Annotated in this window: 14 protein-coding genes; 6 read left to right on the plus strand and 8 right to left on the minus strand. The window is 55.1% G+C overall.

The window, feature by feature from the left end; genetic code table 11:
• Positions 1 to 26: 26 nt before the first annotated feature.
• The 4 genes from ABD971_RS08585 to csrA form a co-directional block, all read right to left on the minus strand.
• On the minus strand, positions 27 to 2,477 hold the full coding sequence (locus ABD971_RS08585; protein ID WP_339941995.1) for a flagellin N-terminal helical domain-containing protein: 2,451 nt from the start codon (positions 2,475 to 2,477) through the stop codon (positions 27 to 29).
• A 593-nt stretch (positions 2,478 to 3,070) separates the two neighbouring features.
• A complete protein-coding gene (locus tag ABD971_RS08590; RefSeq protein WP_339941994.1) occupies positions 3,071 to 5,179 on the minus strand; it encodes a flagellin N-terminal helical domain-containing protein in 2,109 nt (702 codons plus the stop codon).
• A 401-nt stretch (positions 5,180 to 5,580) separates the two neighbouring features.
• Positions 5,581 to 5,760, minus strand: coding sequence for a hypothetical protein (locus tag ABD971_RS08595; RefSeq protein ID WP_345321197.1), 180 nt, complete (start codon positions 5,758 to 5,760; stop codon positions 5,581 to 5,583).
• Positions 5,761 to 5,801: 41 nt separating this feature from the next.
• The gene (csrA, locus tag ABD971_RS08600) at positions 5,802 to 6,029 is read right to left on the minus strand and encodes a carbon storage regulator CsrA (protein ID WP_339941993.1); all 228 of its coding nucleotides are present in this window, start codon (positions 6,027 to 6,029) and stop codon (positions 5,802 to 5,804) included.
• Positions 6,030 to 6,888: 859 nt separating this feature from the next.
• On the opposite strand from csrA, the gene ABD971_RS08605 reads away from it, so the two are divergent.
• Entirely contained in the window at positions 6,889 to 7,602 is a 714-nt protein-coding gene (locus ABD971_RS08605; protein WP_345321202.1) for a helix-turn-helix transcriptional regulator, read from the plus strand.
• Positions 7,603 to 7,799: 197 nt separating this feature from the next.
• Here the strand turns inward: ABD971_RS08605 and ABD971_RS08610 are convergent, their stop codons facing one another.
• A complete protein-coding gene (locus ABD971_RS08610; RefSeq protein ID WP_345321204.1) occupies positions 7,800 to 9,710 on the minus strand; it encodes a hypothetical protein in 1,911 nt (636 codons plus the stop codon).
• Positions 9,711 to 10,181: 471 nt separating this feature from the next.
• Here ABD971_RS08610 and ABD971_RS08615 point away from each other — a divergent pair, with 471 nt between their 5' ends.
• The 3 genes from ABD971_RS08615 (at position 10,182) to ABD971_RS08625 (ending at position 12,707) form a co-directional block, all read left to right on the plus strand.
• Positions 10,182 to 10,847 (plus strand): BON domain-containing protein, encoded by a 666-nt coding sequence (locus ABD971_RS08615; RefSeq protein WP_339941990.1) that lies wholly within the window; start codon positions 10,182 to 10,184, stop codon positions 10,845 to 10,847.
• A gap of 148 nt (positions 10,848 to 10,995) precedes the next feature.
• The gene (locus ABD971_RS08620; protein WP_345321206.1) at positions 10,996 to 12,504 is read left to right on the plus strand and encodes a sulfatase family protein; all 1,509 of its coding nucleotides are present in this window, start codon (positions 10,996 to 10,998) and stop codon (positions 12,502 to 12,504) included.
• Between the two features lie 32 nt (positions 12,505 to 12,536).
• On the plus strand, positions 12,537 to 12,707 hold the full coding sequence (locus ABD971_RS08625) for a hypothetical protein (protein WP_339941988.1): 171 nt from the start codon (positions 12,537 to 12,539) through the stop codon (positions 12,705 to 12,707).
• Between the two features lie 473 nt (positions 12,708 to 13,180).
• Here ABD971_RS08625 and ABD971_RS08630 read toward each other — a convergent pair whose 3' ends face one another.
• From ABD971_RS08630 to ABD971_RS08640, 3 genes are all read right to left on the minus strand, one after another.
• Positions 13,181 to 15,019 (minus strand): hypothetical protein, encoded by a 1,839-nt coding sequence (locus ABD971_RS08630; protein ID WP_345321208.1) that lies wholly within the window; start codon positions 15,017 to 15,019, stop codon positions 13,181 to 13,183.
• 25 nt (positions 15,020 to 15,044) lie between these two features.
• Positions 15,045 to 16,037, minus strand: coding sequence for a hypothetical protein (locus ABD971_RS08635; RefSeq protein WP_345321210.1), 993 nt, complete (start codon positions 16,035 to 16,037; stop codon positions 15,045 to 15,047).
• A gap of 420 nt (positions 16,038 to 16,457) precedes the next feature.
• Positions 16,458 to 17,006: a carboxymuconolactone decarboxylase family protein gene (locus ABD971_RS08640; RefSeq protein ID WP_339941985.1), complete on the minus strand. Its 549-nt coding sequence runs from the start codon at positions 17,004 to 17,006 to the stop codon at positions 16,458 to 16,460.
• 322 nt (positions 17,007 to 17,328) lie between these two features.
• On the opposite strand from ABD971_RS08640, the gene ABD971_RS08645 reads away from it, so the two are divergent.
• Both ABD971_RS08645 and ABD971_RS08650 read left to right on the plus strand, forming a co-directional pair.
• Positions 17,329 to 17,529 (plus strand): hypothetical protein, encoded by a 201-nt coding sequence (locus ABD971_RS08645; protein ID WP_339941984.1) that lies wholly within the window; start codon positions 17,329 to 17,331, stop codon positions 17,527 to 17,529.
• Positions 17,530 to 17,899: 370 nt separating this feature from the next.
• Positions 17,900 to 18,277, plus strand: coding sequence for a PEGA domain-containing protein (locus tag ABD971_RS08650; RefSeq protein ID WP_339941983.1), 378 nt, complete (start codon positions 17,900 to 17,902; stop codon positions 18,275 to 18,277).
• Positions 18,278 to 18,283: the final 6 nt, after the last annotated feature.

The following is an 18,283-nucleotide window of genomic DNA, read 5'->3' on the forward strand; positions in this document are numbered from 1 at the left end:
GCCAGTCAAACAGGAACAATTTAGTCTTATCGTAGAAGCGACAGGACGTTTTGCGGATTCTGGTTGGCAAGCGACAGCACGTTGGTGCCCGATTGAACCAGAATCTGAGCTCGTGTCAGGTTCGCCGACTCTTGGGCAAAGTCCGCGTCGCGAATCGAACTTTCCGCCTCTTGCAGATTGGCCATTGTTTCATTCAAGCTGACCAAGTTGCTTTCGAGCGTCGTCGACTGGAACGCACCAAGTCGACCACGAATGCTGGTCACTTGATCAATGGCCTCGGTGACAATTTGTGCGGCCTTGTTCGGGTCGTTCGTCAGCGATGCGGCTTCGCCACTGCCGAGTTGGAACAGTTTGCCCGAGGTGCCGCCGAGTCGAGCCGATCCGACGCTGCCGATGCCGATTCGAGCTTGTTGGTTGCTGACCACATCGGAACCAAGTTGGAACAGGGCTCCACCCCCGGTGATGGTGAAGTCAACACTGTCGCTCGAGCCGGCTTCGACGGTGATGGCCACGTCAAGCGTCGAGGTGTTGATCGACAACTCGTTGCCTTTGCCGTTGGCATCCACGCCGTTGATCTTGGCCTTGATGTCGGCACCCGTGTCACGAGCTCCGGCACCGATCGAAGTTTCGAACGTGCCTCCGGTTTCTTCTTGAATCACTCGCAGGTCGACGATGGCGTCCGAACCGTATTCGCTGGATGTCAGAACCAGCGAGGTTCCGTCTTTGGTTGCGGTGACGCCGGTCGCGTCTTTGACCAAGTTGATCTGGGTGATCAGGTCATCAATTCCGGTGCCAGCACTGACGTTAAAGACTTCGGAACCCGATTTACCAAGCAGTTCAAAAACGACGTCTTTTGCCAACCCGCCGGTTGCCAATCCACCGTCGGCGAAGGCGGTCGTGCTGTCGGTGTCGGTGCTGCCGTTGAAAGTCGTCAACGTGTCCCCGGCATCCGCTTCGGCGACATAAGTTCCTTCGGTATTGATCGCGTTGACAATATCGGCCACGGCGACATCGGTATCGTCGTCCACGGTGATGGTGATATTGCCGCTGCCATCCACGACCGCCGTCGGGGTCGTGGTTCCATCGACTTTGCTGAACGTGATCGTCGCACCGTTAGCGGTCGCACCGTTAGTCGTTGCGGTCAACGAGATTGACGAGGTCAATGTCGCAGCGTCCGCACCGCCGGTCGGAGCCGTAATGGTCGGATCCGCCGTCGTATTGTCGTAATCACCGACTGGAATCGTGTCACCGTTGGTGATCGCAGCACTGTAACCACTGATGCCGTCAATCGCCGCGCGAATCTCTTCCAATGTCGTCGTACCGCTATCATCGACGATCACTTCAATGTCGCCCGAACCATTAATGCTAGCGCTGGTGGTCGCACCGCTCGTTTTGGTGAAGACCAATCCAATATCGCCTGCTGCGCCCGTGGCGTCGGCGGTAATGTCGATCGTTGCAGTACTGGTCGAAGCGTCGGCACCCCCGGTAAGCGATTCCGATCCGCTGGCCACCACGTCGGTATTGTCGACGTTGACTGCCGCGACACTCGCGAAATCAAAGTCCGTGTTGCCGGACAATTCAGTTGCGATTGCAGCGAGGGTTTTGCCCTCTTCCAGCGTGATCGTCACTTCGCCCGAGACCGAGCTATCGATCGACGATGGCGTTCCCGACCCCACGGTTTGGACGATGATGTCCAAACCTTCGCCCGCAGCACCTTCGAATGCTCCGCCAGCCTTGGTGGTAAGTGTGAAATCACCCGCATTGGCAAGCGTGATCGTACCCGAAGTCGCTTCGGTTTGAGCATTCGCTTGGGTGAATTCGAGTGAACCAGCCGAGCTCGCGGCGGTAATGGTGCGAGACAGATCGAGTGATCCCGCTGATTTTGCTGCGGGGGTCGCATCAGGAATGTTGGCGATCGAGACCGTTGCTTGTTCGGCAGCGGCCGTTACCGAAACCGAAACATTCAGCGAACCGTTAGGACCTAGATTCGCCTGATCGATCTGCAAGTTGCTGATCTTGTTGAAGTTGGTGCCCGCTTTGGTCAAGAAGTCCAAACCACCGTCCAACAGCTTTCGACCTTGGAAAGTCGTCGTTTGAGCGATTCGGTTGATTGCTTCGAGTGAACTGTCGATTTGCAGTTGGTTCGCCGCGATTTCCTCGTTGCTCAGCGCGCCGGTGTTCGCTGCTTCGACAACCAATCCACGGACATCGTTCAGCAGGTTACTGACCTGGCCCAACGCACTGTCGGCGGTGCTGATGATTTGGCTCGCACGCCGTGTGTTGCTGACTGCCTTTCCAAGACTGGTGATTTCCGATCGCAAAGCTTCACTTGCGATCAAGCCCGCCGGATCATCCGAGCCACTGTTGATTCGCAAACCGGTGCTCAAACGCGTCAACGCCGTTTGCAGGTCATTGTTGCTCGATTGCAAACGGTTTTGGGCGACGAGCGAAGGGACGTTTGTGTTGATTCTTGTCATGGTCTTAATTATTCCTGCGGCAAATCGAAAACGTGAAGGTACGAATCCGGCCGAAGTGAACCGGTGTTCCTGGAAAGGCTACGGAGTCCTGAAGACTCAAACCTCGGATCGACACTTTTGCCGACAGTGTGAAGATCGGATGTATCGCTAGAAACTCTGCGGGTATTGTCAGCAAAACTGAATCGGTCGACTCCAAACTGCTCCGATATCAGGCATAGTCGTTACAGCTTGACCAGATAACGCACTTTCAAGGTCCGATTGGGCAAAATGGATTGGACTTTGACAAGTTAGAAACGCCACAACACTTACGACCTGCCCCCCTCTGGTTGCGAGGATCTAGTTTCGCTGGGGAGTTAGGGCGAGAGAAATGAGGGGTGCCGACCGTTGACAGCGGGCTGGGCATCACCAGCGAGGGACAGAATTGTCGGTCTCGACATCCGCGGCGAAGTGCTCAGAAGATTTGAGTCGATCGCATTGGGCATGCGTCATGTCGAATTACACAATCGCCCAAAACGAGAACAGGCCGCTCGAGATTACTCTCGAGCGGCCTGTCGCTACTATTAAAATCGTCTCATCAGACGCTGACTTCGAAATTATCGAAGCAGCGAGAGAACGTTTTGAGGATTCTGGTTGGCAAGCGACAACACGTTGGTGCCCGATTGAACCAAGATTTGGGCACGTGTCAGATTCGCTGACTCTTTGGCAAAGTCCGCATCACGGATCGAGCTCTCGGCTTCTTGCAAGTTGGAAAGCGTTTCGTTCAAGCTGATCAAGTTACTGTCGAGCGTCGTTGACTGGAACGCACCCAATCGGCCCCGGATGCCAGTGACTTGTTCGATCGCTTGGCCGACAATTTCGGCTGCCTTCGAAGGATCGTTGGCCAACGATGCCGCTCCACCCGAGCTCAACTCGAACAACTTGCCGCTGGTTCCGCCCAAGCGAGCGGTGTTCACGCTGTTGATACCGATACGAGCTTGTTGGTTACCGACCACATCGGCACCGAGTTGGAACTTCGCACCGCCACCGGTGATGTCGAAGCTAATGTTGTCGCTCGATCCATCTTCGACGGTTAGCGAAAGGTCGAGTGTCGAAGTGTTGATGTTCAGGCTGTTGCCTTTCCCATTCGCTTCGATACCGTTGACTTTGGCTTGGATGTCCGCTCCGGTATCCCGTTTGCCCGCTCCGACGGCAGCGGTCAGCGTTCCGGAGGCGGCTTCGTTGATCACTCGCAAATCGACCACGGCATCGCTGCCATAGGCGGTTGAGGTCAGGTTCAACGTGGTGCCGTCTTTGGTCGCTTTCACGCCTGTTGCATCGGAAACCAAGTTGATTTGGCTAACCAATTCGTCAATCGAGGTGTTCTTGCTGACGTTGAAGACTTCCGATCCATTGGCTCCTTGCAACTCAAATACAGCCGCTTCGGCCAATCCGCCGCCCGCATCCACTCCGTCCACCAAGTTTGCACTCGCAGCGGTAGAGATGGTCGGATCAAACGTGGTGAAATCACCGCCGGTTTCGATTTCAGCGGTAAAGTCGGTTCCTGCTTCGATGGCATCGACCACCGACGACAGCGTCACGCTGCTGGCGTCATTGACCGTGATCGTGAGTGCTCCGGTATCGGAGTCAAACGATGCTGTCGGAGTCGTGGTGCCGGCATCTTCGACGTAGTTGATGCTAGCGATGTTGCTGGCGGTTCCCGCAACGCTTGCGGTCAGATTGATGGTTGCGGTTTCGGCGGTGCCCGCATCGGCACCTCCTGCCAAAGCTGTCTGAGTCAAGGTCGCAGCACCGACATTGGTTGCACCACCGGTGGTGGTCAACGTTGCATCGTCGTCGTTAGCGTCAACAAACGCGTTGAATGCCGTAGCGATATCGTCCGCCGTGGCGGTCGAGTCGCTTGCCAGCGTAATCGTGTAGTCGTCACCCGATTTACTAACAACTGGCGAAGATCCGCTGCCGCCTGAGGCCACAACGGTAATGGTCAGATCGTCACCGGCCGCACCGGCGGTGTCCGCGGTGAGCGTGAAGTCTTCGCCGCCAAGTGTGAAATCCAAGGTCGACGCGACAGCTGCCGTTTGGCTGGTGAACGTAATATCGCCGGTGGCCGCAGTGGCACTGATTCCCGCAGGAATGTCGGCCACCGCCACGCTAGCTTGTTCCGCAGCTTTGCTGACCGTGACATCCACCGATACCTTCCCGGTGCTGCCCAAGCTGGCTTGGTCCACTTGCAGGTCTTTGACCTTGGCAAAATTGGTGCCGGCGGAAGTTTGAAAGCCCAAGCTGCCGTCAAGCAACTTACGGCCTTGGAAAGTCGTGGTCTGAGCGATTCGGTTGATCGCTTCCAAGGAACTGTCAATTTGCAGTTGGTTCGCCGCGATTTCCTCGCTGCTCAGTGCTCCGGTGTTCGCCGCTTCGACGACCAAGCCTCGCACGTCGTTGAGCAAGTTACTGACTTGGCCCAACGCACTATCGGCGGTACTGATGATTTGGTTGGCACGACTCGTATTGCTGATTGCTTTGTTTAGACCGGTGATTTCCGATCGCAACGCTTCACTGGCGATCAAACCCGCTGGGTCATCCGACCCGCTATTGATTCGCAAACCGGTGCTCAAACGAGTCAACGAGGTTTGCAGGTCGTTGTTGCTGTTTTGCAGACGGTTCTGGGCAACAAGTGACGAAACGTTGGTATTAATTCTGGTCATAGTTCTTTAATCCTCTGATTTTGCGGCCAATCGCATTAACGATGATGGATCCGGCCGCTAGAAAGGACCGGCAGACTTTAGGACTGCCTCGATTTTGGAACCGACCTTCGATTCCTACCCCATGAAGGCACTCTTGTCTGACGAAAAGATGGGTTACGAAAAGCGTGAGGACTGGGAAACTTGATCAAGCTTTCCCCCAGAGATGCAAAAACTCACTAACCGTGGGTGCCTAATCGGCACGATCGTTACAGAGGACGCAAAAACGAAAGAAACCCTGGTCGACGTGGGGACGTCTTCCAGGGCTTCGTGTTGTCTTTTTAATTGGATCTTCGTCGCCAAGGACGCTCTAAACCGACATCATGTCGCTTCGTTTAAAGAACACTCTGGCACCGCAGCTGTTTTTATTGTGCGGTTTGGTATCGCTCGTCGTTGCTCAAGCCCATCCGATCTCTCGCAAACGCGACATCGCCGAAACACATCCAATCAGATTTGTACCAATTGTAGGGTGTTGGCCAAATAGGACCATCGTGACGCCCGAGGCAAGCGGTAAAGTTAACACCGTCACCATCGGAATGGGTCACCGAAATTATTCGTCCTGTCAGGGCAGCTACATCACAGCGATTCAATCGCCTCGTTGCGGGCGAACGTCTTTGGTCGCGCCAGGCCCGGTTTGAGATGATTTGCGATTCTCACGCTGAATCGCATCATAAACTTCCTGCCGGTGAACTGGAATCGATTGGGGAGCTTCGATCCCAAGGCGGACTTTGTCTCCTCGGATATCAACGATGGTAACAACAACATCGTCGCCAATCATGATGCTTTCGTCGCGGTGTCTGGAAAGGACGAGCATGGTGCCCTCGAAGTGGATGGATGGTTTGGGGGGTAATGTTTCTAGTTGAGGAATCCTTCCTCAAATCAAGTCAAGATAAAGGGCCAGCTCGTGGACTGCACTCCTCCTTGAACAAGACTAGAGATCGGATGAAAGCATTAGAAACATTGAGTTCCGTCGCCAAAGTCTCGTCATACCGGTCGTGATGATTCATCCCAACATGATGCATCGCCACGTCTTAACCATTGCATCAGGCTCGCTTTGTCATGATTCACCCCTCGGAGAAGCTCGGGCAGAGCGAGCGAAGCCACCCTCAATCAATTTTAAGGAACAATCGCTGCAAACCGACGATCTTTGGTGGCAATTCAGTAATTCATAATCAAAAAGACTACGGCGGGTTCGGAGTCCCACCACACCCTGTTCGTCTTTCGAAATCCGAAGTACCAGCTCGTGGCCGCAGCGAAGGAAGGTCGCAAATCGGTCGTTGCGATGACTTTGAGAAGCTCGAACTGCGCGACTCCGCACGTTTCCGGCATCAAAACGTTTGTGTCGCCCCCCCCGGAGCAACCCGGAAAACTGTGATCCCACTACGAGAATTCTTCGTATCTACGAAACCTCCGTCGCAGGTCAACAAAAGGGGGGAAAAAACTCAGCAAAAAAAGTGGTTCGGCTGCTATTCGGTTTTTAGGAACAAGGGCGGGGTTTCAACGCCAACGTAACGTTTTGTACATGCATCGTATCTTTGCAATTCGTTGCGTAGATTCCAATTGCCATCTAGACGTAGCCCCGTTAAATGGGGGATATTGATAAGTCGACGTCGCGAGACAAGTGGCGGCTTGTCTCGACTGATAAACACACCGGTAATCGCGTGGCCCACTGAATGATGTTTCGCTCCGTGGATATTTCGAATCGAATCGACAAAGCTCATCAAGTTCATTCCCGCACGTTTGAGTTGTCCAAGACTCAAGTTGTCAATGCTCTGTTGCAGTGGGCTGAAAACGCATCGGGTTCCGAGCCGGATCTGAGCCGCTTTACCGATTGTGTCTACATCAAAGATGCGCACGGTTGCATCATCCGCGAGAATCAAGCTCTCTGCGACGTGTTCGCCAATGGCGGCACGATGATCGGCCGCGCGGTCGGCAATGATGAAACCGATAGCCACATGGACGCCGTCTTGTTGTTGGGCAACCCATGGATCGAGTGTCAGCATTTTGCGCCCAATGCCGATGGCCGCATGTGTGCCTTGCAAACCTATAAGCGACGCCTCGACGAGATCGAAGATCCCGCATTTTGTATCCTCGGAGTCTCGCGAATTCTTGGGTTTGTCGACAAGGACGAAGACGTTCGCCGTTTGTCGTTACGCGAGCAATTCGCCGTTTTTAATACGCTCGACGACATCGATCACACGATCTGTCGCATGATCGCCGATGGGGAATCGACCAAGGACATTGCCGCAGCCGTCAGCTTGACGACGAAATCGATTGAAAATCGCCGTCAACGTATCATGACCTCACTGGGGCTACGGCGGCCCGTCGAGATCGTCAAACTACTTGTGCGGTTGGAAGAAAACCGCATGATCGACCGGATGCGGTAACCGCTCGTTGCACCCTCCTGCTCCGGTCACTACTGCACGGGGCATTACTGCACGGGTCATTAACGCACGGGTCATTAACGCACGGGTCATTAACGCACGGGTCATTAACGCACGGGTCATTAACGCACGGGTCATTAACGCACGGGTCATTAACGCACGGGTCATTAACGCACGGGGCGTGCTCGTGCCACCGCTTGTTATTCCGGTTTCAAGTTGAACGATCCAAAGTGGATCCCGGTGGACTCGTCGTAGGCGAATACGCCGCCGGGGGCAAAGTACTTCTCGAACTCTTCGTACGGCGGCAATTCGTTTCGGCTTAGCAGATTAGAAAAGTTTTTGGCCACGACATTGCGTTCTCCCACGCTGCGTAAAAATTGACGCGAGTCTTTTGATTTTGCCAACTCATACAATTGGCGAAAGTAGTCGGCGCCGCGTACAAAGGAGACCAAAAACGGTTTTTCGCCATCCAGCTTGCCTCCCAATTCACTGGCGACCAAATCGAACTCGGATACTTCGACCAACCGCCCCAGCGATCCTGAATTGGCTTGAATCATGCGAGTGATGAAATTGCGACTATCACCCACAATCAACCAATTACCGAGGATCGCCACACTGGGCTCGGGTTGTCGCAGTGCCGCGGGAACGTTTCGACGATTGCGGGTGGAAGCATAAACCACGGTTCCCGCCACGGTTTCGACCGATAACGCTTCGGGGCGTTTCTCGCGAAATTTTGCAATCACCGCCTTAGCTGCTTCGGGATCTTTTAATTCGAATGCTCGCGCCGTAATTTGGCTGTTCAATTTCACCGGTTGCTCCAGCCAAGTGACGCTGACATAACGTCCGCTCAGATTGCTGAGCACATCCTGTTGAATATCAATTCCAGTCGCTTCGAGGAACGGTTGTTCGACCAATCGCGGCAATGGATCTTCGCCTTGAAAGACAGCAAGGATCTTATTCAAATTTTCATACGTTTTGTCAAAGTCCCATTGCAGTGTGGTGTAAGCGGTGACATCCGAGGGGACCCAGTTTGGCGGCACGATGTCGACCGTTTCTGGTCTCAACACTCCAAAGAAGCCGTCACGTGGGGAATCGATCAGCACATGCAGGTGATTGATGTCGTCAAACGTCTCGCCACCTGAAAACGTGCTGCCGCCCACCCCTTGGATCTTGCTAATCCCGAGTTGTTCTAGCATCGGCCACACTAGCGCGGCGGCACCGCCTCGTTTGACTAATCGCTCGACCAGGTGATAGGGATCCGCAAAAAAGGTCAATTGCGGGCGACTGTCTTCGGCCCCCACGCAGCGTGACATGACATTGGCAAACCGTCCGTTATCGGCCATCGTCGGTGCGTCACTTTTCTCAAGCCAATGTTCCAGTGCGGACTCGGCCGTCCGATAGCCGATGCCAAAAACCACCGTCTGTTGGTGCTGGAAATACTCTACCTGCGGTCGCCCCGGCCGCGGTGGCACCAAGCGGACGAGTTCGACAGCATCGAGGGTGCGGTTGCGGCGAACGTATCCCGCACCGAGCAAACGTTGCTCAATCTGATCGACGATCGCCATCATGTCATCTGTCTGCTGCCCCGATTCGACGATAAACAGTCCTGCTAACGCATTCTGCGATCGTCGCTTGCGTTCGATGCGGCGACGAATTGCATCCGGCGAATCATCCTGTTCCTCTTCTTGATCGACGCTGTTTGTATTTTCGTCAGGCAAGGTGCCGGGAATTAATGCCGCGGCAACTTGGCCACTCGGGATCGCCAACAATTCGTCAAGCGACACGCCGACTTCGCTACTGATCTTGTCAAACAGCTCGGCGGCAGTGCTGTACATGTCTCCGGCGAACGGCTTTAGTTTGGGATCCGCCAACATTCGTCCGACCGACGAGTCGCGAAGGCTCTGTCGAAATTCGTCGGCGTTGTCCACTCGCACGTACAGCAGCGTGTCTTCGGGCAACAGATGCGGGGCTCCCGGCACCTCCGCTTTCTCTTTGGCCATCGCAGGCAACGGCAATGCCGCAGCGGGAACTGCGGCGACCAAAAACAATGCGAGTATCCGAACGTTGACAAAACCGCGGCAAAGGGCAGAGCGACGGAAACCGATTGGCATGACAAAGGTCTTTCAGAAAGCAAGTCAGGGAGGGAAACGAGTGGACGAAACCGCAGGCACAAAGTGGCCTCCGAATCCGAAACTATCGACTAATTCGAACAAAAGGCTAAAGTCTTGGGCTGCGAGGGAAATTATATCGGCTAAGCAAGGACGCTAGTGGCAGCCGCCGAAACTTTCGGCCTGCTTGGCGGTTCAATAGGCTCGTCGATAGAGCGAGCATCGCAAGAAAATCGCATGATTTAATGTCGCCGGAGGCGGTTGCGGTCGTTCCACTGCGAAATCGTGATGCCTCTGTCCGCGGTAAAGTTCAACCAGTTCCAGTACGTCGAGCTACAAAACCGCGGACTGTCGAACTAAAATAGATCCAGTATCAACCGGCGAAGGCCCGCAAACAGCCATTTCGCCCCCCATTTCAGAGTGCTTTGCTAGTAGGCACGCCCGACGAACCCCCATTTCCTACGATCTGATTTCATGATGCATCTACGCCTTTCGCTCTTCGCCGCTGCCATCGTCCTCATGGGCCAGCCAATTTGGGCGCAGCAGTTACAGACGGGTAACACGGGCACCGGCACTACGAACACCGGGACCGGCACGACGGGGGGAACCACGACCGGCGGAGGAACGGCGACAGGGGGTGGTGCGGTGGATGCCGACCAGGCATTTTCACAAATCGAGCGTGGTTCGACTGTCGGAGCGACCGCAAGTACGGGAGCCGGTTTTAACGATCTGGGCGGCGCGGCATCAGGTATCGGTTCGGCCGGCGGGTTCGGAGGCTTGGGCGGTTTTGGTGGCGGGGGCGGAGGCTTTGGTGGGTTCGGCGGATTGGGCGGACTGTTTGGAAACGCCGCCGCATCGACGTCTTCCCGACCGGTGATTCGCACTCGGCTGCGTTCGGCGATCGAAGTCACACCGCGAACATCCACTCAAATCCAGCGGTCCGCCACGCAGCGAATGGTCACGTTGCCAAGCCAAAGCCGGATCTCCGGCGTGAACATCCGGGTCCAGGACGGCAACGCCATCCTCGAAGGGGTCGTGGGCACCGAGAAAGAGCGGCGGATGAGCGAACTACTGCTGCGATTGGAACCCGGCGTCAAGAGCGTCGAAAACCGCATCAGTCTGTCGCCTTCTTTTGAATAAGCCCACGACAACATGAAATAGGCCGGGCAGCGCCGCGTGGTAACGCGACGCATGCCATCGGCACCGTTAACATCGGGTACAATCGCACGGCGTTTTAGCGACGTCCAAGTTTTTGATTGTCTCCCAAGTCCCCCGACTCTTGTTAACAATGCCTCACCGAATCTCTCTCGTCTTCGCCACCATTTTTCTCGGTTGGTCGATCACCACTGCGACGACCGCCACAGCGGATCGTCCCAATATCCTGTGGTTCGTGGTCGACGATATGTCGGCCAACTTCTCGTGTTATGGCGAGACCAAGATCCAAACGCCGCATGTCGATCGGTTGGCCCAAGAAGGACTTCGATTCACGCGAGCTTATGCGACATCGCCAGTCTGTTCGACCTTTCGCTCGGCAATGATTACCGGGATGTACCAAACGTCGATTGGGGCTCACCACCACCGCAGCGGCCGTGGCGAACATCAAATCGTGTTGCCCGACGGAGTGCAGCCGATCCCCGAGACTTTTCAGCAGGCCGGTTACTGGACCTGCATCGGCAGCGGTTTGCCTGGCTACGACGCCAGCGGCAATCCGACGTCGACCAATCGGATGGGCAAAACCGATTACAACTTCAATTGGGACAAAGCGATTTACAACTCGCATGATTGGAGTGGACGCGAATCAGGGCAACCGTTCTTTATGCAGGTGCAGCTGCATGGCGGAAAAATTCGCGGGGCGTCCGAAGCAAAATACAACGCGATCCAAAAACTTATGGTTGCGGAATTCGGCGAGGCCACCGATCCGCAAAGTGTCGAGCTTCCGCCTCATTATCCTCGCGACCCCGTGCTACTGCGCGACTGGTCGACGTATCTGGACAGCGTCAGAATCACCGACGCTCATGTTGGACGTGTCATTGATCGGCTGAAAAGCGAAGGGCTGTTGGAAAACACGCTTGTCGTTTTCTTTACCGATCATGGGATCAGCCACGCGCGAGGCAAACAGTTTCTGTATGACGAGGGCACTCACATCCCACTGGTGATTCGCGGACCGGGGGTTGGCCGAGGCGAAACGCGAACCGATCTGGTCGAGCACATTGACGTCGCCGCACTCTCGTTAGCCGCAGCGGGCATCGAAATTCCGGCAACGATGCAAGGGCAAGACATCCTTGATGAAAATCATCAGCCCAAACAGGCGGTGTTTGCGGCCCGTGATCGCTGTGGTGAAGCGGCCGATCGCATTCGTTCGGTACGCACGGATCGCTACCTGTACATCAAGAACTTCTATCCGCAGCGGCCGCTTCTGATGCCGAGCGAGTACAAAGATGCAAAGCTGATCCTAATGCGACTGCGGCAACTACATTCCGCTGGCAAGCTATCCGCGTTGTCCGAACGGCTGCTCTTTTCCCCGACGCGTCCGGCCGAGGAATTGTACCTGTACGGCGAAGATCCTTGGCAGACGACGAACCTTGCCGCGGATCCCCAGCATGCCAAAGCACTGACGTGGCATCGCCAGCGTTTGCGTAAATGGATCGAGGACACTGGCGACATGGGCCCTGAGTCGCCCGAAGTTTATGTGCTCGAGACTGAAGACCAAATGCAATCGACGCGGAACGAGACATCGCGAGAAAACTACCGCAAGAATTCCGAGCTGTACAAGCAATGGGCTCGCGAAGGCAAGTGAACCAATGTCGCCATCCATGGACTAATCGTTTCATGCTGGCATTCACCAAGCTGCGGTCTCTCACCACGTTGGTAGTGCTCGCGATGTTGGCCGCATCCAGTGCCAATGCCGACGATTACGGGAGGCTCGTGTTCTCGGACGACTTCGATCGCAACGAATCGCAAGAGTTAAAGGACGAACCAGCCAACGGCTGGACTTTCTGACGCCATCATCGGATTGGAAAAGGTTTCGTTCGAAGACAAGAAAAACAATGAATTGAGGGTTAACGGCCTGGTCGTTGGCTCGGATCTACTGAGGGCGGCCGCTGGGAACCGGCCCTACTTCATGTCTCTTCTAGCCCCATCCCGATAGGGATTTTAGCAATTAGCCGGTGGTTTGAGCGTAGCGAACACCACCGGGAATCCTAAACCAACCTCGAAATTGACCCTGATAGGGTCACAGGCAATCGGGCTGCGACCCCTCCAGGGTCGAAATCGAATTCGCACTCTCAATTCCGTAGGTGTCGCTTTGCTTACCTACGGCCAATGTCTTAAATCCCCATCGGGATAGGATCGAGCGGGAATCCACTGTCAACTATTGACGCGTCGACAGCGCGAAGGGCCGGTTCCTACCGGCCGACTCTATCGCCCCGTCAAGGGCGGCCGGTGGGGACCGGCCCTACTGGAAACTGCTGCACTCAGTCGATCGTTACCTTGATCGGCTTGCTGCCCACTTTGACACCGTTGGCGACGATGGCCGTCGGGGCGTCTTTGCCGGCTTTGACAATAAACGATTTTCCTTTGGGAGCTCCCGGAGTGAACGTCTTGCCTGGGACACGGACGGTGTACAGCACTTCGTTGCTGGTCGCATCGATCAGTTGCACCACAGGGTTTTCGACATTGAAGCTCAGCTCACCCAATTTGCCCCAGGATGGCGGGTTGTAGTTGTCGAACTGGGAGATCGTTCGTGGCCAACCGAGATATTGCTCCGCAGCTGGATCGGTGACGTCGACGTTTCGCGGCCAGCATTCCATGCGGATTTCGCGAGTTTTCGTGTTGAAACGAACGATGCCGAAACCGGCCGCACGTGTATTGAGCAGATTGCCAGCCGGTTTTTCTTCCGGATTCGCTGCGGCATAGTTCGTAACCTTGTTGGCGAAACCGTCAAGTTGGTCACCGGTGTAATCGGGAGCACCCGGCTCGCGATTTTTTCCCGGTTCAAGCGGCATCCACCAACGCAGATAAAGGTTGGCGATCGACGGCACACAGAACGACCAAATCGCGTCGCGATGTTCGTCAATGCCGTGATGAAACAAGGTGGCCAAGTGCTGGTCACCTGCATAGTGGAACGCGAACGCTTTACGAAGCTCCGCGAGCGCCCGGTTGCGGCCGGATTGAGGCCAGCCGTTGGAGTCCATGTCGGCATGTAGTCGTCCATTGGCCGTCCCATGAATGTGAGCACCACCACAGAAAATGGTTTGCGACAGCGCGACCTTCATATCGGCATCACGCCAATCCTGTGCCCAGTCGTCAATGAACTTCAACTGACGTTCACCCAACAACACCGCACCGTCGATGTCGACGCTGGCGGGATCATACTCGGGGTTGCGGATGTGATCTGGACGAGGCCCCTGCTTTGGCACTCGACCCGCGGGCCCCGTTTTGAATTTGCGGTCCTCGAGGATTGCGAAGTCGATGTTTCCCCAGTTCAAGTTGGTGAAATAAACGCCAATGCCCTGACCGATTTTGTGAGGATCCACCGGATCGGGAAGATGGCTGGTCTGCGCCCGCTCGACTTCTTTGACGTACACACCTGGCTTGGCATAACCACCGTCGGCGGCTCCGCTGAGCGTTGAGATCTTGCCACTTTCGCCCCACAGGTTGGGTTGGCCGACATCGTGGTCGTCTGGCAAACAGATGGTGGGACGGTCTTTGATGATGTCACCAAAGTCGCGACCGAATTTCAGCCACGCCGCATAGTGTCGATTGTGATCGTAAACTTGGTCGCCGGAAAAGAAGAGCACGTCGGCGTCGACTCGGTTGACATTGTCGATCAGGTCTTGTCGCGAGATATCGCCGCCGTGCGCCGGTTGAATCGAGTTACCGGTAAACCCCGCAACGACGATCTCGTCTTTGTCGACCGGGTTTTTGCGAACCGTGCCCTGATAGAACGCTTCGCTGCCATGCGCGACGCGGTACTTGTACGACTTTGAATCGTCCCAGTTTTCGACTCGAAATGGCGCGGTCCAACCCGCTTCGATGACGTTCGTCCGAGCCACCTCGGTCCACTTGCCATCCTTCTCGATTTCTAAACGGACCGTTTTCGGATCGCTATCGGACAACGGATACAACTGGGCCGTCAATTTCAACGTGTTGTCATGGACCGTATACAAAGCGAAACAAATGAGGTCCTTTTTTTCGACGTTGGGGATGCTTAGATCAGCACCCTTTCGTGCACGCTTCTGCTGGGCAACCGCAGGGGCACAAATCACTAGCAGAGCTAAGCAGCATAGCGTCAGACGGTTCAATAACTTCATCATGTTTCCTGAGGGGGGATATGGGTTAGTCGTTTGTTGGGGAGATTCGAGCGGATGGATTTACTTGTTTAGTGTCAGCGTCGTTTGCATTGCGTGGTCGTCTCCAGAGGATAACAAGATAAAGCGGGATCAGAAAATGTGGCGCACGCAGGATGGTTTCGTGCAGAAATTGGTCGGCTCCCCAATAGTTTAAACTCCACGACATGCCAGCCAAGGGACGAGCGACCGCGGTCAAGAATCCCCAAATCACCGCGTAACCGGCTGCGACCCGGCGTAGCGGCGGAATGAAGATCGCCACGCATACGACGAAGTCGAGCAGGCCGAAGCAACGCAGCATCATGTTGGCGGTTTCATACTCAACATCCAATGCAACGGAAATCATTCCATAAAAGCTGCCGGGCGTCGGCCACCATCCGATCGCATAGCAACCGTGGCCTGCAAACGTCATCACGACCGCGACCATCGCGGTTGCAACCGTAATGCGATGACGCGCTCCGAAGCGGAGCGCCAACACCAATAACACCGGAGCGAGTATTTGCCCGCCGTGCTCAATGAACATCGGTGCCTGATGCTGCGATGCGACATACTTTGCATAGCTCAAAACAGCCAGCAATCCACTGCCACCGACCAGTCCCGCCATTTGGAAGTACGATTTCGAGCGTACTGTCAAAGTCAACACGGTGCACGCGAGGTACAGCCATGTGATGCGAGCGATCCATGTTTGCAGCCAGCCATCGTCGGCGCCGGTTCCGACAAACTCATCCCAACTGATGCCTAATCGATTCGCGAAATCGTACGTGGCGTCTTGCCAGAGCAGGATTCCATAGGGGCCTTCCCAATAGTAGTGCACCCAGGTCCAGCCTGCGAAACAGAGCATCGCGGCCAAACGAAGAACCAGGACCAACATTCGATCGGCGCCGCGCGGGTCCGCTGTTTGTTCGTGCCTCGTCTGTTCGTCTGCCGATCGCTCGTCTCCCGTTCGCTCTGCGGCTGATTCCGTTCCGTTGGCGTTCATCATCACTGAGTCGAGAGGTGCTTTTTGCGGGCGTTCACGAAGGGGCTTCGATTTTGATCCTGTATTGTAATCGGACGACCTTTCAAATTGCAGGCAATTGCCCAGGAAGTCAGGTCAATTCCGTTGGGAAAAGGGAGCGGAAGTCGGCGTTTGTTCGACTTCGGAGTCTACTGATTTAGCACGACATCACCGCTCCTGCGTTGGCCGTTGGGGCGCTAGCCTCGGTTGGATGGTGACGAAACCGTGGTTAGCGCCAAAACGGCTAACTCAATCAGCAGTCTGCTTCGTCGGTGGAGAGGTGACTGCAATAGACTGCAAGAATAGACCGCAAGAAAAACTCACCCCGAATATCCGATGACAACAGCAAAGTTTTAGCAGTCCGGTGCCATCTACATACGCCGAACGGACTTACGAGTTTTGACGTTAAATTGATGCGTACATGGCGTCCGTATCGAGCATTGTCGCATCCGCGATGATGATGGCATAAACCGCCATGGACGCGGTTGCGATCACTTCGAGGATTTGCTCGCTGTCCAAGCCTTGCTGACGCAGACTGGCAAAATCATCGTCCTGCAGTTCATGAGGGCCAGCGGCACATTTGACCGCGAATTGCAGGATGTGACGAATGCGATCGGGCAGTTCTTCGCTGAGTCCTTCCATCACTGCCCGGATCGTGCGGTCCTCGACGCCAAGGATGCGGCAACACGCGGTGTGGGCATCGCGGCAATAATTGCACTCGCGATCCACGGCAATCGCCACAAAGATCAGTTCTTTCGTCGACCTAGGGAGATTCCCATCAAGCAGTATATTTTTGACGAGTCCCCACGTCCCGGCCAACATTCGAGGTGAAGTGCCTTGGACACGGATGAAATTCGGCACCTCGGGAAAGCCCATTCCGAGCTGAAAGTCGCGGTAGATTTGCTCAACCTCTTTGGGGGCGTCAGCCTCGTGCTTCAGTGGGAAGCGTTGCATAATGGATCACCCTCTGTCCTTAACAGCCAAAGTGTCGTAAGCAGCCAATGTATTGCGGGGAACTGGAAAATTTGCGTTCAACGCTGCCGAATCGCCGATTTCGCCACACCCTACTGACTCAAATTTTACCTTTGATACTCGCAGTCCGATAGCTATTAACTGTGGGATAAAGGGATGTGCGATAAAGGGAGTAGGATCGTCGGCGAAATCGAGATATCATCTGCAGGCGGCATGCTCCGAAGCGTCTTGAAACCGATTTTTGAAGCCTGCACCCCTTTTTGCGTCGACTCCCCAACTTCCTTTTTCCCGGTCCGACTTTGCCATGGCCCCCAGCGACCGTCACGAACAAATCCGCTCGCTATTCAATCAGGCGGTAGGCATGGTCGATACCGAGCGTCGTTGGTTTCTTCACTCGATCGAGGACCGCGACCTCGCTGCAGACGTCGAACGATTGCTTGAATCCTCGGCGTGCTGCGGAACCTTTCGTGATAAGAACAAGGATTCCGGTAGCGGGGCCTGTTAAGACGAGCATTTTGAGTCGATCTTGCTGTAGTTACGCTTGCCAGAGCGTGGAATCGTTAATTTGGCATTGGGGTCGCGCCGTGCCGCTGCCCAAAGAAGATCCCACTGTCCGGCGACGGTAGCTAGGTTTTGTGGAATCGCGATCGTTTTGTGCTTGTGAAATTGCGGATTGCGGGGAAATCGATCTAGATTTTCTTGCCGGGGAATTGTTAACACGGCAATTGGTTCTTGTACGCCAGCCCCACTTCCGCGCCGAGAGCGAAAGCTTGCAAACGACTCGTCTGTCACCATCGACGCCATCCCTCCATGCGAATCGCAGCCGCGCTCCGCGTCTGCACTCGTTATGGATTGTCCTTTTTGCAATTCTAGCATTGCCTTCGGTCGGCTGTGTTCGTCGCCGAATGACGGTCCGCACCAGTCCGCCCGGGGCGACGGTTTCGGTCGACAATCAAGTGATTGGCACGAGCCCAGCGGCATCGAGTTTCGTTTATTATGGAACTCGCGAATTCCGGATTGAAAAAGAAGGCTATAAAACCGAAACGATCCGACGTCGCTTCAACCCTCCTTGGTACGAGATGCCAGGACTCGATTTCATCTCGGAAACTTTGTGGCCAGGCGATCTGCGTGACGAACGAATCATTGATGTTGAATTGGTGCCCAAGACGCTCGCCCCGACCGGCGAGATCGTCGAGCGAGCCGATTCGCTGCGAACTCAGTCCCAAACGGGCATGGTTAACGCACCGCGATAGACGACT

The sequence above is a fragment of the Novipirellula rosea genome, assembly GCF_039541335.1.
Classification (GTDB): domain Bacteria; phylum Planctomycetota; class Planctomycetia; order Pirellulales; family Pirellulaceae; genus Novipirellula; species Novipirellula rosea.

Coding starts and splice junctions, on each gene's coding strand:
- ABD971_RS08585 (WP_339941995.1), bottom strand. CDS start 2,477: ATGACAAGAATCAACACAAACGTCCCTTCGCTCGTCGCCCAAAACCGT.
- ABD971_RS08590 (WP_339941994.1), bottom strand. CDS start 5,179: ATGACCAGAATTAATACCAACGTTTCGTCACTTGTTGCCCAGAACCGT.
- csrA (WP_339941993.1), bottom strand. CDS start 6,029: ATGCTCGTCCTTTCCAGACACCGCGACGAAAGCATCATGATTGGCGAC.
- ABD971_RS08605 (WP_345321202.1), top strand. CDS start 6,889: ATGATGTTTCGCTCCGTGGATATTTCGAATCGAATCGACAAAGCTCAT.
- ABD971_RS08610 (WP_345321204.1), bottom strand. CDS start 9,710: ATGCCAATCGGTTTCCGTCGCTCTGCCCTTTGCCGCGGTTTTGTCAAC.
- ABD971_RS08615 (WP_339941990.1), top strand. CDS start 10,182: ATGATGCATCTACGCCTTTCGCTCTTCGCCGCTGCCATCGTCCTCATG.
- ABD971_RS08620 (WP_345321206.1), top strand. CDS start 10,996: ATGCCTCACCGAATCTCTCTCGTCTTCGCCACCATTTTTCTCGGTTGG.
- ABD971_RS08625 (WP_339941988.1), top strand. CDS start 12,537: ATGCTGGCATTCACCAAGCTGCGGTCTCTCACCACGTTGGTAGTGCTC.
- ABD971_RS08630 (WP_345321208.1), bottom strand. CDS start 15,019: ATGAAGTTATTGAACCGTCTGACGCTATGCTGCTTAGCTCTGCTAGTG.
- ABD971_RS08635 (WP_345321210.1), bottom strand. CDS start 16,037: ATGATGAACGCCAACGGAACGGAATCAGCCGCAGAGCGAACGGGAGAC.
- ABD971_RS08640 (WP_339941985.1), bottom strand. CDS start 17,006: ATGCAACGCTTCCCACTGAAGCACGAGGCTGACGCCCCCAAAGAGGTT.
- ABD971_RS08645 (WP_339941984.1), top strand. CDS start 17,329: ATGGCCCCCAGCGACCGTCACGAACAAATCCGCTCGCTATTCAATCAG.